Below are 12,575 nucleotides of genomic sequence, written 5' to 3' on the forward strand. Positions count from 1 at the left end.
CGGCACCCCCGCACCCCGGCGGGTTGGGCCCGGGCGCGGTCCGGCGGGGGGCGGCCCCGCATTACTGCGGTCCGGCCCTCGGCGCGTCCGAGCTGCCCGCGGGCGGGTTACTTGACGGCGGTTTTCCCAATGGTCGGCAGGATGAAGTCCTGAATGAGCCCCTTGGCATCGCGGACAATCGGGCGGAATACCCGATAACGCGAGAGGTTGATCACCCGGGCCGCCATGGGGGTGGACCGGCGGACGAATTCCCGTGTCCGCTCGGTGTCCTCGGTCCGGTCGAAAACCCAGTAGAGCACCACGACCATCAGGTGCAGCCAGAGCACGTCGGGCAGCAACTCTCCCAGCTCGGCATCCAGCTTGGGCGCCAGCTCCGAGCCCTGCAGCACGTCGCGGAACAGTTCCACGGCGGTCGCCCGGGCCGGGTGGGACTCGTTGGAGAACGGGCTCAGCGAGCTGGTCGGGTCGGCAGCGGTGCGGAAGAACTGGGCGGCGAACTCGTGGTACGGCGCGGCCGTGTCGAGCCAGGAGGTCAGCGCGATTTCCAGGCGCTCGGCAAAGTTCCGCGTATTGGCCATGCGATTCCTGGCCTCCGCCGCATGGTCGTACGTCATTCGGTCATAGAATCCCTGAATTAGGAATTCCTTCGCCGAAAAATAATAGTAAGCATTGCCGACCGAGACGCCCGCCTCGGTGGCGATCGCGCGCATGGTGGTCTTCTCGTAGCCGCGCTCCTGGAAGAGCCGCATCGCGGTCTCCAGGATCAGCGCCCGGGTCTGCTCGCTCTTGTCGGTCTTCGGCTGCGCCCGACCGCCGGGCATGGGCCCGCTGTCGGTGCCGGGCCCGCTGTCGGTGCCGGGCGCGGCCGCCGGGTCGGTCGCGGTGTCGGCTGCAGGTTCGGTCGGGGTGTCGGCCGGGGTCGCGGCCGCACCGCTCGTGCCGTCCGTTCGGTTCGTCGCTGCCAGGTCGTCCACGGGCACGAGCCTAACCGGAGACGAAGCTCCAACCCGTGTCGGTGGACGCGGCACCGGGCGTCCCCTCCGTGCTCGGTGCCACATCCACCACCCCCGCCATTTCGAACGCGTTCAAAATGATGTGAGCACTGTAGAGGTTTCGCTTGAACATGTTCAACTCCAATCTGTGGGAGGCTCGTCACATGATCAGTCCCGTGCAGACCACCATCCGGCGCGGCGGAGCGCAGGACGCCGCGGCCGTCGCCGACCTGCACGCCCACAGCTGGAGCACCGCCTACCGCGGGATCGTCCCCGCGGACGCACTCGGCGACGGACTGCCCGTCCAGCGGCGCGAGCTGTGGGAGCTGCGGCTGACCGTCGACTACGGCGATCCGGCCGCCGAGCCGGAACTGCTGATCGCCGACCAGGCCGGGGAGACGGTCGGGTTCATCTACCTCGTCCCGCAGCCGGACGGCCGGGTACTGGTCGACAACCTGCACGTCCGCCCCGGCCGGACCGGCGGCGGCATCGGCCGCGCACTGTTCGCCGCGGCCCGCGCCCACGTCGCCGAGCGGCACCCCGGGGCCGAGCTGTACCTGGAGGTGCTGCGCGACAACATCCGCGCGATCGCCTTCTACGAGCGCGAGGGCGGTGTACGGACGCGGGTGCAGGAGGGCGTGTTCCCGGGCGGGTACGTGCTGCCCGAGTACGTGTACAGCTGGCCCGCCGAGAGCCTCGCGGCGCAGGCGGTGCAGGCTCAGCCGACGTCGTAGACCGTCACCGGCACCCCTCGGTGCCGGCGCCGGAACGCGGCCTCGGGCTCGGGCCAGCGTCTGGACAGCGCGAGCACGAAGCCCTTGCCCCAGCCGCCGAGGTCGTTGCAGACGTGCGCGATCACCTTCACGCCCTTGCCCTGCGGCGCGGTGGCATCGCCTCGGACATAGGTGATTTCCGCCATGCCCCGAACGCTAGACCGAGGTACTGACAGTCCGCTCGGCACTTTCCGCCGGGGCCCCGGCGGCGTGCAGGTGCCGTCGCCCGGCCAGGGCGATCAGCAGGGCGAGCGCGGCGGCGCAGGCCGGCAGGGCGTAGCCGGTGCCGGGGGCGGCGTGCTCGGCGACCGCGCCGGCGAGCGCCGCGCCGCCCGAGATGCCGACCACGATGCCGGACACCGCGATTGCCATCCCCTCGTTGAACTGCCGCCCCGGCAGCAGTTCCTGGACCAGCGTCATCCCGGTCACCATGGTCGGCGCGGTGGCCGTGCCGGCCGCGAACAGCGCGACCCCGAGCAGGCCGAGCCCGGCCCCGCCGAGTCCGGCTGCGAGCGGCAGCAGCAGCCCCCCGGCCATCGCCGCGGCCCCGGACAGGAAGCGCACTCCGGGTGACCGACGCGGCGTCAGCAGCCCGAACACCAGCCCGGCCAGGCAGGATCCGCCCGCGACCAGGGCCAGCAGCGCGCCCGCCGCCGCCTTGTGCCCGAGCGCGTCGGCGTACGCCACGGTGGTGATCTCGGTCGAGCCGAAGACGACGCCGGTGGCGAGGAAGGCGAGCAGCAGCACCCGCAGCCCGGGCACCCGCAGCGGCGAGCCGTGGCGGTCGCCCTCCGAGCGGGCGGGCAACGGTGGTTCGGTGCGCCGCTGGGCCGCGAACAGCAGGGCGCCGGTGGTGCCGAGCGCCCCGGCGGCGAGCAGCCCGGCCTCCGGGGCGACCGCCGTGCAGAGCGTCATCGCGAGGACGGGCCCGGCCATGAAGCAGAGCTCGTCCAGGGCCTGTTCGAGGGAGTTGGCCAGGTGCCGGGCGGCCGGGTCGGCCCGGTACAGGTGTGCCCAGCGGGCCCGGGCCATGCCGCCGAGGTTGGGCGCGGCCGCGCAGGCCGCCCAGCAGGCGTAGAGCGTCCAGTCGGGTGCGCCGAGCCGGAGGCAGAGCAGCAGGGCGGCGAGCGGGGCGGCGTTGTAGAGCGCGGCCGGTACGGTCACCCGCGCCTGCCCGTACCGGTCCACCAGCCGCCCGAGCAGCGGCATCCCGATCGCGCCGGTGATCAGCCCGACGGCCGAGACGGTGCCGGCCAGCGCGTACGAGCCGCGCCGTTCGGCGAGCAGGACGACCAGCGAGACGCCGTTCATCGACAGCGCGAGCCGGCCGAGCAGCCCGGCGAGGGTGAAGGCGGCGGCGCCGGGGGCCGCGAACAGCCGCCGGTAGGAGGTGAGGAGGGCGCGCGAGGGCATCGGGCTCCTGGGGAGAGTGAGGGGGACGCCCATCAGCCTCCCGTCGGTGCCGGGCGGCGGTCCAACACCTGTTCCGCCGCATTCACAGCAGGTTGTTGTTAATCTGCCGCCCATGCCCCGTGACCTGCACCCCCGTCTGCTCCGCGGCTTCGTCGCGGCCGCCGAGAGCCTGCACTTCGGCCGGGCCGCCGGGCGGCTGCACGTCGCCCAGCAGGCGCTCAGCCGGGACATCCGGACCTTGGAGGGGCTGCTCGGCGACGCGCTGTTCACCCGCACCACCCGCAGCGTCGAACTCACCCCGGCCGGGCTGCGGTTGCTGCCCCGGGCGCGCCGGCTCCTCGCCCTGCACGACGAGATCCTGGCGGGCGCCGCGGCCCGGCCGCTGCTGGTGGACCTCAACAGCGACGTGACCGGCCCGGACCTCACCGCCGACCGGGTGCTCGAACGCGCCCGCGCCGCCTGGCCGGAGGGCGAACTGCTGGCCCGCTTCCACGGCGGCCTCGCCGCGGCCGCCGCCGAACTGCTGGCCCACCGGCTGGACGTGTCCTTCGGCCGGTTCGCCGGACTGCCCGCCCCGCTGCGCGGCCAACTCACCCAGCGGCCGGTCCGGTTGGATCAGATCTCGGTGATGATGGCGGACACCCACCCGCTGGCCGGCCGTCCGGTGCTGCGCGTCGCCGAGCTGACCGGGCACCCCGTCGACGTCTGCGCCGGCAACCCGGCCACCACCGAGTGGGCCGACCTCGGCGCCCGCCTGCTGCGCGAGCACGGCCTGACGCCGGCCGCGCCGTACGTGCCGCCGGTGGGTTTGGACGAGACGGCCCGCTACCTGGCCCGACACGGCGATCCGATGCTGACCACCGTCGGCGGGCCGAGGATTCCGGGGGCGGTGACCGTGCCGCTGGTGGAGCCGGTGCCGCTGAGCCTGGTCAGCCTGGTGCACCGGCCCGGTGAGCGCCACCCGGGGCTGGCCGCACTGGGCGCCGCGGCCGCCGGGCTCGGTGCGGCCGAGGGCTGGCTGCGGCGGCCGGCGGGCAGCTGGCTGCCGGCGGCGGACGCGGCGCTGCTCGGGTGACCGGGCCAAGTGCCGCGGCCGGGTGAGGGCCGGGTGACGGGGGCCGCCGGGACGCGACACCGCCCCTGCCGTCGGGGGTCGGCAGGGGCGGCGGGTGGGCGGACCGGGCCGCGCGGCGGGTCCGGTGGCCCGGGTGGCAGTCGTGGACGGCCGGGTCAGGCAGCCTTGACGGCGGAGATGTCGAAGCTGAGCTTGACCTTCTCGCTGATCAGCACGCCGCCGGTCTCCAGGGCCGCGTTGTAGGTCAGGCCGAACTCGGTGCGGTCGAGGACGGTGCTGCCCTCGAAGCCGACCCGCTCGGCGCCGTAGGCGTCGGTGGCGCTGCCGGTGTACTCCAGGTCCAGGACCACCGGGCGGGTGGTGTCCTTGATGGTCAGCTCGCCGCTCATCCGGTACGTGTCGCCGCGCAGCCGCTCGGCCGAGGTGCTGCGGAAGCGGATCTCCGGGTAGGTGTCGGCGGCGAAGAAGTCGCCGGTGCGCAGGTGCTCGTCGCGCTGGGCCTGGTTGGTGTCGATGCTGGCGACCTTGATCACCAGGTCGGCGGAGGAGTTGCCCGGGGTGCTGCCGTCCAGGTGCAGCTTGCCGTCGTACTCGGTGAAGCGGCCCTTGACGTTCGTCACCATGGCGTGGCGCACCGAGAAGGCGACCTCGCTGTGCGTGGTGTCGATGGTCCAGTCGCCGGTCAGGTGGGCGAGGTCCGGGCCGGCCGGGGTCTCGGCGACGGCGACGGCGGTGGGGGTGGCGGGCTTGGTGCGGTTGAACAGGCCCATGGCTCCTCCTCGGGTCCGAAGCCATTTGTTTAGGCTTCAACTTGTTGGTTTCAGCGTAGGCCGCTTTCGTTCAAATTTCAACCACAGTCGTCGGCGTTTCGCGAAAGACTTGGCGGAGCGGCACTGTCGGACCGCCCGGTTAGGCTGCGAAGGACGGTTCCGCCGACCGGAAGGCCTCCCGCATGTTCGTCCTGCACGCGCTCTGGCGGGCGGGCGGACGGCTGGCCCTGTGGGCCGAGGACGCCCGCGCCCACCCGGGCACCGCCGAGCCCCGCCCCGACCGGGCGGCCCCGCGCGCCCACCCCTACGCCTGCCCGGCCGGCGAACTCGCCGCCGTCCTCGGCGGCATCGGGCCCGGCCTCGGCTGGCTCGCCGGCCAGGCCCCCGAGCGCTGGGCCACCCTGCTGCTGCCCACCACCGGCGCCCTGCCCACGCCCTCGCCCGACCTGCCGGTCACCCCGGTCCGGGGCGCGGCCGTCCTGGCGCCCTGGCGCGTCCCCGCGCTGCTCTTCGACACCGGGGCGGCCGCCCAACTGCTCGGCGAGGTCTTCGACCCGCACTGGGCCGTCACCAGCACCGATCTGCCCGGCACCGGGCGCGTCGAGGTCGTCCAGGGCCCCTCGCTGCGCTGGCTGACCGGCGTGCACGACCTCGCCTGGCGAACGGTCGGCCGGGGCCGGGTGCTGCCGCTGCCCGTCCTGGCGGACGGCCGCCCGCAGGCCCGCTGGCGGCCCGACCCCACCCCGGCGGGTCGCCGGGAGGCCGCCGCACTGGCGGAGGGCTGCCCGCCCGTCCTGCTGGGGGAGTGGCCGGCGGCCGGCGCCGGCACCGGCGAGGCCCTGCTGGACGCCGCGCTGGGCGCACTGGTGGACGCCGAGGCCCGGGCCGCCCTGGCCGGCACGCCCCCGCTGGGCCCGGGCGACACCCGGACCGGCGGTGCCCGAACCGGCGACGCCCGAACCGGTGGCGCTCCAGCCGACGCCACGACGGCCGCTGCGGTGGGGACCGCTGCCACGACGGCCGCCGCGGTGGGGGCCGCCGCCGAACGCTGGCTGCACGCCCTGACCACCCCGGACGGCGGCCTCACGGAGGTCCGGTCCGAGGGCTTCGCCGAACTGCGCCGCCGACTCGCCGCCTGGTACGCCGCCGCCGAGCCCACCGCGCCCGCGCTCCGGCTCTGCTTCCGCCTGCTGGAGCCGCTCGGGCCCGACCCGGACGACCCCGAGGGCCGGCCCTCCGACGACGCCTGGCAGCTGGAGTTCCTGCTCCAGGCCGTCGACGAGCCCTCCCTGCTGGTCCGCGCCGCCGACCTGCACGAAGGCGGCGCCGCCCACGCCGCGCTGGCCCGCAAGGCGCCGGACCCGGCCGACGTCCTGGTCACCGAGCTGGCCCGCGCCGCCCACCGCTGGCCGGCCCTGGACGGCCTGCGGCACCGCTCCCGCCCGGCCGCCCTGCTGCTCGACCGGGCCGGCGCGCTGGACTTCCTGCGCACCGCCGCGCCCGCCCTCGCCGAGGGCGGCTTCGGCGTGCTGCTGCCCGCCTGGTGGCGCCGCCGGCCCAGGCTCGGGCTCGCCCTGCGGGCCACCACCCCGCCCGCGCCGGGCACGCTCGCCGTCGCCTCCCAGGTGGACCGGGACGCCGTGGTCGCCTTCCGCTGGCAGGCCGCGCTCGGCCCGGAGGGGGCGCCGCTCACCGAGCAGGAACTGGCCGAACTCGCCGCCGCCAAGCAGGGGTTGGTCCGGGTGCGCGGCACCTGGCTGGAGGCCGACCCGGAGCAGATCGCCGCCGCGCTCGCCTTCCTCGCCGACCGGCGCGACGGCGTGCTGGCCACCGCCGACCTGCTGCGGCTGGCCCTCGACCCGGAGGCGACCGTCGCCGGGCTGCCCGTCACCGCCGTCCGCGCGGACGGCCCGCTCGGCGACCTGCTGGCCGGGCGCGCCGCTCCGGCCCCCGCCCCCGCGCTGCCGCCCGACTTCCGGGCCACCCTGCGCCCCTACCAGGAGCGCGGCCTGGCCTGGCTGCGGGCGATGGCCGGGCTCGGCCTCGGGGCCGTGCTGGCCGACGACATGGGCCTCGGCAAGACCGTCCAGACGCTCGCCCTGCTGGCCACCGAGCAGGCCGAGGGCGCGGCCGGCCCCACCCTGCTGGTCTGCCCGATGTCCCTGGTCGGCAACTGGCAGCGCGAGGCCGAGCGCTTCGCCCCCGCCCTGCGGCGCCACGTCCACCACGGCTCCGGCCGCCTCGGCGCCGACCAACTCGCCGACGCCGTACGGGGCGTGGACCTCGTCATCACCACCTACGGGCTGGTCCAGCGCGACCTCGCCGCGCTGCGGGCGATCCGCTGGCGCCGGGTGGTCGCCGACGAGGCGCAGTACGTCAAGAACGCCGGTACTGCCCAGTCCCGGGCCGTCCGTGCGCTGCCCGTCACCCGCCACCGGATCGCCCTGACCGGTACCCCGGTGGAGAACCGGCTCGCCGAACTGCACGCCGTCCTGGACTTCGCCAACCCCGGGCTGCTCGGCCCGGCCGAGCGCTTCAAGGAGCGCTACGCGATCCCGGTCGAACTGCACCGCAGCCCCGAGCGCACCGCCGAACTCCAGCGCCGTACCGCCCCGTTCGTGCTGCGCCGGCTCAAGTCCGACCCGGCGGTGGCCGCCGAGCTGCCGGCCAAGCAGGAGATGACCGTCTGGTGCAGCCTCACCGCCGAGCAGGCGGGCCTCTACCAGGCCGTGGTGGCCGACCTGCTGCAGCGGGTCGAGGGGATCCGGGGTGTGGAGCGGCGCGGCACCGTGCTGGCCGCGATCGGCAAGCTCAAGCAGGTGTGCAACCATCCGGCCCAACTGCTGCACGACGGCTCGGCGTTGGGCGAGCGCTCGGGCAAGGTGGCCCGGCTGGCGGAGCTGCTGGAGGAGGCGCTGGCCGAGGGCGACCGGACGCTGGTCTTCACCCAGTACGCCGAGTTCGGCACGATGCTGCGCCCGTACCTGGCCCGCCGGCTCGGCGAGGAGGTGCTCTACCTGCACGGCGGCGTCCCCCGGGCCCGCCGTGAGGAGATGGTCGAGCGCTTCCAGTCCCCGGACGGGCCAAGGGTGTTCCTGCTCTCGCTGCGGGCCGGCGGCACCGGCCTCAACCTGACCGCCGCCAACCAGGTGATCCACCTGGACCGTTGGTGGAACCCGGCGGTCGAGGAGCAGGCCACGGACCGCGCGTTCCGGATCGGCCAGCGCCGGGACGTCCAGGTCCGCCGACTGGTCTGCGTCGGCACCGTCGAGGAGCGGATCGACGAACTCCTCGCCGCCAAACGCTCGTTGGCCGCAGCGGTGGTGGGGGAGGGGGAGCGCTGGCTCACCGACCTGCCGGTCGAGGCGCTGCGTGAACTGGTCGCGCTCACCCGTGAGGACGCCGTCGCCGAGGAGGACGCATGACACCTGGCCGCCCCGCCCCCGTCCCGCCGGGGAACGCCCCCGCCGGTAACGCCCAACCCGCCCCCGCCCCACCCGGTAACGCCCAACCAGTGAACGCCCCCGCCGCGAACGCCCCCGCCGTGAACGTCGCCGCCTACTGGGGCGGCGGCTTCACCCTGCGCCCGGCCCCGCCCGGGCCCGAGGGGGAGCCCGACGAGCCCTCGCTGCGCCGCCTCGGCCGCTCCGGTGTCACCGTGCGCGGCCGCGACCTCGCCACCCTGCTCACCCCCGCGTACGAGGCGTTCCGCGGCTGACGAGGCCTCGGCCCGCCGCCGCCCGTGCGGTAGCGTCGGAGCGGTGACCGACACCCTCGCCGACCCCGCCCTCGACGACTTCGAGCGGCACCGCCGGATGATCTTCGGTATCGCCTACCGGATGCTCGGCAGCGTCGCCGACGCCGAGGACCTGGTCCAGGACACCTGGCTGCGCTGGAGCGGGGTCACCGGCCCGGTCGCCAACCCGGGCGGCTACCTGGCCCGGACGGTCACCAACCTCGCGCTCAACCGGCTCGACTCGGCCGCCGTCCGCCGCGAGGCCTACGTCGGACCCTGGCTGCCCGAGCCGCTGGTCGCCGAGCCGGACGCGGCCGCCGACGTCGAGCGCGCCGAGACGGTCTCGTTCGCCCTGCTGGTGGTGCTGGAGAGCCTGTCCCCGCTGGAGCGGGCCGTCTTCGTCCTCAAGGAGGCCTTCGGCTTCTCCTACCGGGAGATCGCCGAGGCGCTGGAGCGCACCGAGGCCGCCTGCCGGCAGGTCGGCAGCCGGGCCAAGGCGCACGTCCGGGCCCGCCGGCCGCGCTACGACGCCCCGCCGGAGCTGCGCCGCCGCGCCACCGACGAGTTCCTCGCGGCCTGCGTCGGCGGCGACCTCAACCGGATGCTGGACCTGCTCGCCCCCGACGTCACCTCCTGGACCGACGGCGGCGGCGTGGTCCGCGCCGCGCTGCGCCCGGTCACCGGCGCCGACAACGTAGCCCGCTTCCTGCTCGGGGTGCTCGGCCAGCTGGGCGAGGGCGCCGAGCTCCGGCCGGTCCTGGTCAACGGCCAGCCCGGGCTGCTGGTCACCCAGGACGGCGCGATCGACGCCGTCTCGGTGTTCGACTTCGTCGAAGGGCCCGACGGACGGCCCCGGATCGCCGAGCTGCGCATCGTCCGCAACCCGTCGAAGCTTGCCCACCTCGTCGGCCGGGCTTGACCCTCGACCTGGTCGAGCCCGCAGAGTCACCGGCATGGAGAGCGAGCTGCACAGCATCGGCGAGCTGGCCCGCGCCAGCGGCCTGGGCGTCGGTACCCTGCGCTACTACGACGGCGCCGAGGTGCTCACCCCCGCCTGGGTCGACCCGCAGACGGGCTACCGCTGGTACCGGCCCGGCCAACTCGCCGACGCCCGGCTGCTGGCCCGGCTGCGCCGGGTCGGCCTGCCGCTGGCCGGCATCCGCGCCGTGCTCGGCGCGGCGCCCGGCTCCGGCACGGCCGCGCGGGTGCTCGACGCGCACCTGCGCCGGCTGGAGGAGGGCCTCGCCGACGCCCGCCGCGAGCTCTCCCTGATCCGCGTGATGACCGACCAGAGGGAGCAGCCGATGACCACCACCCCCGCCGAAGTCCGCTTCACCGTTTCGGCCGAGGAACTGGCCGCCGCACTGGACGCGGTCCGCTTCGCCGTCGGCGGCGACCCCGGAACGCCGGCGCTCGCCGGGGTGCTGTTCGAACCGGACGGCCCGGTGCTGCGCCTGGTCGCCACCGACCGCTACCGGATGGCGCTCGCCGAGGTGCCCGCCACCACGGCGCCCGACCGGCCGGACGGCGGCACGATCGTCCCCACCGCCCTGGTCGACGCCCTGCGTGCGCTGCTCGGCGCGGGCGCGGGCGCGGGCGCGGGCGCGGCCGACGCCGAGGCCGAGGTCGCGCTGACCCTCGGCGGCGGCCTGGTCCGGGCCGAGACCGGCGGCCACCGGATCGAGGGCGCCGCCCTGGACTTCGACTACCCCGACCACCGGGTGCTGACCCGGCTCGAACCGGAGCACCGGATCGACCTGTCCGCCGCCGAACTGCGCGGCGCCGTCGAGACCGGCGCCACCCGCACCCTGCCGTCCGGCCCGAACGGCGCGGACTGCGCGGTCACCGTCCTCACCCTCACGGCGGACGGCCGCCTGGCGGTGGCCGGTGCCGAGCCCGGCCCCGGATCCGCGTCCGGAGACCTGAGGGTGGCGGTCAACCGCGACTTCCTGCTGGACGCCCTGGGGGTCGGCCGGCCCGAGCAGCTGGTGCTCGAACTCGGCGGCCCGATCGCCCCCTTGGCGATTCGCACGCCGGGCCGGGAGGGCACCTTCTCGCTCCTGATGCCGGTCCGCGTCCCCGACCTCGGCTGAGCCCGCCCGCCGTTTGCTGTGGTTAGCATCCTGCTTGCATCTGCAAGCAGGATGTTGCAGTCTGCGGGTATGGCCTCACTGAACGTCGGCTCGCTGGGCGAGTACATCCGCGAGCAGCGCCGGAACGCGCAGTACTCACTGCGCCAGCTGGCGGAGGCCGCAGGCGTGTCGAACCCGTACCTCAGCCAGATCGAGCGCGGGTTGCGCAAGCCGAGCGCGGAGATCCTGCAGCAGATCGCGAAGGCGCTGCGGATCTCGGCGGAGACGCTGTACGTCCAGGCCGGGATCCTGGAGGAGCGGCGCGGTGAGGGCCTGGAGCTGCGGGCCTCGATCCTGGCCGATCCGCTGATCAACGAGCAGCAGAAGCAGGCGTTGCTCGCGGTCTACGACGCCTTCCTGAAGGAGAACGCCGTCCAGCGGGGCGCGGTGGCCGAGCGGCTGCCCGCGGCCGGTACCGACACCGGCGTTCCACCAGCCTCCGGCCCGACGACCGACGGCTCAGCCACCCAGAACACCCACCGGGAGGACCGGTAAGCATGCCGATCACCGACGAGATCAAGAAGACCCTCAGCGACCCGACCCCGCTGTACGCCATCGCCGGCGCCGGGGACCTCGCGTACGAGAAGCTGCGCGAGGTGCCGGGCCGGGTGGAGGCGCTCACCGCGGACCGCAAGGGCGCGCAGGAGAAGGCCACCGCCCGGTTCCAGGAGGCGCAGACGAAGCTGGCCGAGGCGCAGGCCAAGGTCACCGAGACCGTCACGACGCTCCCCGTCGACCTGCGGACCTTGCAGGAGCGGGCACAGGGCTTCGCCCTCCAGCAGGTCGGCCGCGCGGTCGAGCTGGCGGTGAAGGCCAAGGAGACGTACGACGAGCTGGCCGAGCGCGGCAAGGTCGTGGTGGACCGGGCCCGCCCGGGCGCGCCCGCCGGGCCGGGGCAGCCGGCCGAGGAATCGGAGCTCGCCCGGGCATCCGAGCCGGTCGAGGCCGAGCTGGTCGAGGACGACATCGACACCCTGGCCACCGACCCCCTGGCCGCCGACACCTCGGCCACCGACACCCGGCCCGCCCCGAAGAGGGCCGCCCGCGCCCGGAAGACCACCGACCGCGCGGAGTGAGGGAAGGGCCGCCGGACGGGGCACATCCGGTGACCGCAGGACGTTGACAGGAGAGCGGACGGTCGACCGTGCCAGGATGGGCGGCGGCCGGAGCGCCGGAGGCGAGAGACAGAGGAGAGCGTGATGGGCGGAGTGGCCCAGATTCTGGACTTGGCCTATCTGAACCCGATCTGGTGGCTGTCCGTCGCCATCCTGGGCTTCAAGCTGTTCGCCCTGGGCGACGCGGTCACCCGCCGTGAGGACGCCTACCGGGCGGCGGACAAGAAGACCAAGCCGTTCTGGCTGGCGATCCTGGCGATCGCCTTCGGCTGGGACCTGCTGTTCGGGGTGAACTTCTTCACCGGCATCGGGACGCTCGCCGGGCTGGTCGCGTCGATCGTCTACATGGTGGACGTGCGCCCGGCGATCCGGGAGCTGACCGGTGGTGGAGGCCGTGGCGGCCGCAGCAACACCGGTCCGTACGGCCCCTGGTAGGCCGCGCGATCGGACGGCGATCGGGCAACGATCAGGCAACGGCGAGGCCCGGGCGGGGAGTTCACCCGCCCGGGGGGGGCGCGGCCCCCCGGCACTCGCGGACGGCCCCGGACCACCCGAGGCACAACAGATGC

General features: G+C 75.0%; 12 protein-coding genes and 1 pseudogene. 9 read left to right on the forward strand and 4 right to left on the reverse strand.

Features of this window, described 5'->3' with window-relative positions; translation table 11 throughout:
- Positions 1–107: 107 nt before the first annotated feature.
- On the reverse strand, positions 108–974 hold the full coding sequence (locus ACFV61_RS04855; RefSeq protein WP_380490134.1) for a TetR family transcriptional regulator: 867 nt from the start codon (positions 972–974) through the stop codon (positions 108–110).
- A 194-nt stretch (positions 975–1,168) separates the two neighbouring features.
- Here ACFV61_RS04855 and ACFV61_RS04860 point away from each other — a divergent pair, with 194 nt between their 5' ends.
- Complete coding sequence (locus ACFV61_RS04860) at positions 1,169–1,726, forward strand: GNAT family N-acetyltransferase (RefSeq protein WP_380490136.1); 558 nt, start codon at positions 1,169–1,171, stop codon at positions 1,724–1,726.
- Positions 1,727–1,743: 17 nt separating this feature from the next.
- Here the strand turns inward: ACFV61_RS04860 and ACFV61_RS04865 are convergent.
- Both ACFV61_RS04865 and ACFV61_RS04870 read right to left on the reverse strand, forming a co-directional pair.
- Positions 1,744–1,911: pseudogene (locus tag ACFV61_RS04865) on the reverse strand (Appr-1-p processing protein); the annotation flags it as partial.
- A 10-nt stretch (positions 1,912–1,921) separates the two neighbouring features.
- On the reverse strand, positions 1,922–3,178 hold the full coding sequence (locus ACFV61_RS04870) for an MFS transporter (RefSeq protein ID WP_380490138.1): 1,257 nt from the start codon (positions 3,176–3,178) through the stop codon (positions 1,922–1,924).
- Between the two features lie 112 nt (positions 3,179–3,290).
- Between ACFV61_RS04870 and ACFV61_RS04875 the strand changes: the two genes are divergently transcribed.
- Positions 3,291–4,253: a LysR family transcriptional regulator gene (locus ACFV61_RS04875; RefSeq protein ID WP_380490140.1), complete on the forward strand. Its 963-nt coding sequence runs from the start codon at positions 3,291–3,293 to the stop codon at positions 4,251–4,253.
- 155 nt (positions 4,254–4,408) lie between these two features.
- On the opposite strand, the gene ACFV61_RS04880 is transcribed toward ACFV61_RS04875, so the two are convergent.
- Positions 4,409–5,023, reverse strand: coding sequence for a YceI family protein (locus tag ACFV61_RS04880; protein ID WP_380490142.1), 615 nt, complete (start codon positions 5,021–5,023; stop codon positions 4,409–4,411).
- Positions 5,024–5,205: 182 nt separating this feature from the next.
- On the opposite strand from ACFV61_RS04880, the gene ACFV61_RS04885 reads away from it, so the two are divergent.
- The 7 genes from ACFV61_RS04885 to ACFV61_RS04915 all read left to right on the forward strand — a co-directional run bounded on the left by ACFV61_RS04885 (position 5,206) and on the right by ACFV61_RS04915 (position 12,441).
- Positions 5,206–8,448: an SNF2-related protein gene (locus ACFV61_RS04885; RefSeq protein WP_380490144.1), complete on the forward strand. Its 3,243-nt coding sequence runs from the start codon at positions 5,206–5,208 to the stop codon at positions 8,446–8,448.
- An 89-nt stretch (positions 8,449–8,537) separates the two neighbouring features.
- The gene (locus ACFV61_RS04890; protein WP_380490146.1) at positions 8,538–8,741 is read left to right on the forward strand and encodes a hypothetical protein; all 204 of its coding nucleotides are present in this window, start codon (positions 8,538–8,540) and stop codon (positions 8,739–8,741) included.
- 43 nt (positions 8,742–8,784) lie between these two features.
- Positions 8,785–9,678, forward strand: a complete 894-nt coding sequence (locus ACFV61_RS04895) for an RNA polymerase sigma-70 factor (protein WP_380490148.1) — start codon at positions 8,785–8,787, stop codon at positions 9,676–9,678.
- Positions 9,679–9,712: 34 nt separating this feature from the next.
- Entirely contained in the window at positions 9,713–10,852 is a 1,140-nt protein-coding gene (locus ACFV61_RS04900) for a MerR family transcriptional regulator (protein ID WP_380490150.1), read from the forward strand.
- Between the two features lie 69 nt (positions 10,853–10,921).
- Complete coding sequence (locus ACFV61_RS04905; RefSeq protein WP_380490151.1) at positions 10,922–11,386, forward strand: helix-turn-helix domain-containing protein; 465 nt, start codon at positions 10,922–10,924, stop codon at positions 11,384–11,386.
- A 2-nt stretch (positions 11,387–11,388) separates the two neighbouring features.
- On the forward strand, positions 11,389–11,967 hold the full coding sequence (locus tag ACFV61_RS04910) for a hypothetical protein (protein WP_380490153.1): 579 nt from the start codon (positions 11,389–11,391) through the stop codon (positions 11,965–11,967).
- A 123-nt stretch (positions 11,968–12,090) separates the two neighbouring features.
- Positions 12,091–12,441 carry a DUF2516 family protein gene (locus tag ACFV61_RS04915; RefSeq protein WP_063348783.1) on the forward strand — a complete coding sequence of 117 codons (351 nt, stop codon included), beginning with the start codon at positions 12,091–12,093 and terminating at the stop codon, positions 12,439–12,441.
- Positions 12,442–12,575 lie beyond the last annotated feature (134 nt).

It is taken from the genome of Kitasatospora sp. NPDC059817, from assembly GCF_042731835.1.
In the GTDB taxonomy this organism is placed as follows: domain Bacteria; phylum Actinomycetota; class Actinomycetes; order Streptomycetales; family Streptomycetaceae; genus Kitasatospora.

Coding starts and splice junctions, on each gene's coding strand:
- ACFV61_RS04870 (WP_380490138.1), bottom strand. CDS start 3,178: ATGCCCTCGCGCGCCCTCCTCACCTCCTACCGGCGGCTGTTCGCGGCC.
- ACFV61_RS04875 (WP_380490140.1), top strand. CDS start 3,291: ATGCCCCGTGACCTGCACCCCCGTCTGCTCCGCGGCTTCGTCGCGGCC.
- ACFV61_RS04880 (WP_380490142.1), bottom strand. CDS start 5,023: ATGGGCCTGTTCAACCGCACCAAGCCCGCCACCCCCACCGCCGTCGCC.
- ACFV61_RS04885 (WP_380490144.1), top strand. CDS start 5,206: ATGTTCGTCCTGCACGCGCTCTGGCGGGCGGGCGGACGGCTGGCCCTG.
- ACFV61_RS04900 (WP_380490150.1), top strand. CDS start 9,713: ATGGAGAGCGAGCTGCACAGCATCGGCGAGCTGGCCCGCGCCAGCGGC.
- ACFV61_RS04905 (WP_380490151.1), top strand. CDS start 10,922: ATGGCCTCACTGAACGTCGGCTCGCTGGGCGAGTACATCCGCGAGCAG.
- ACFV61_RS04910 (WP_380490153.1), top strand. CDS start 11,389: ATGCCGATCACCGACGAGATCAAGAAGACCCTCAGCGACCCGACCCCG.
- ACFV61_RS04915 (WP_063348783.1), top strand. CDS start 12,091: ATGGGCGGAGTGGCCCAGATTCTGGACTTGGCCTATCTGAACCCGATC.